Here is a 626-nt window from a genome sequence, read left to right on the forward strand (position 1 = left end):
ATAAATCGACAAGGCGCGGGTTACTAATCGTCCACGGCATCGATGAATTCGTCTACCACGGGCATGTCCCCCATTCGTGACGGAATGTTTAGACCGAAGTGCAGGTACGCATGCCGGGTCACCACACGACCACGAGGGGTACGCATGATGTAGCCCTGCTGGATCAGGTACGGTTCCAGCACATCCTCGATGGTATGACGCTCTTCGCTGATGGCCGCAGCCAGACTGTCGACCCCTACCGGGCCACCGTCGAACTTCTCGATCATGGTCAGCAGTAGACGCCGGTCCTGGTGGTCGAAGCCACGCTCATCAACGTCCAGCAGGTTCAGTGCCAGATCAGCGATCGGCTTGGTGATATGGCCCTTGGCTCGCACTTCGGCAAAATCCCGCACCCGGCGCAATAGCCGATTGGCGATCCGCGGAGTACCCCGGGCACGCCGAGCCACCTCGAAGGCGCCCTCCGGGTCCAACGGCAAGCCGAGAATGCCGGCGGAACGACTGACAATAGTCGCCAGATCCGCCGTGCTGTAGAACTCCAGGCGCTGGACGATACCGAAACGATCGCGCAACGGGTTAGTCAGCATCCCCGCACGTGTGGTCGCCCCCACCAAAGTGAACGGCGGCAG

Annotated in this window: 1 protein-coding gene; it reads right to left on the minus strand. The window is 61.0% G+C overall.

Going from position 1 to position 626, the window contains the following annotated elements; translation table 4 throughout:
* Positions 1–23: 23 nt before the first annotated feature.
* Positions 24–626, minus strand: a 603-nt coding sequence (ruvB, locus tag C6B38_RS06935) for a Holliday junction branch migration DNA helicase RuvB (RefSeq protein ID WP_105299093.1), incomplete at its 5' end; no start/stop codon positions are given.

Origin of the sequence: Spiroplasma sp. ChiS, from assembly GCF_002968355.1 — a bacterium.
GTDB classification, from domain to species: Bacteria; Bacillota_I; Bacilli_A; order Mycoplasmatales; family Mycoplasmataceae; genus Spiroplasma; species Spiroplasma citri.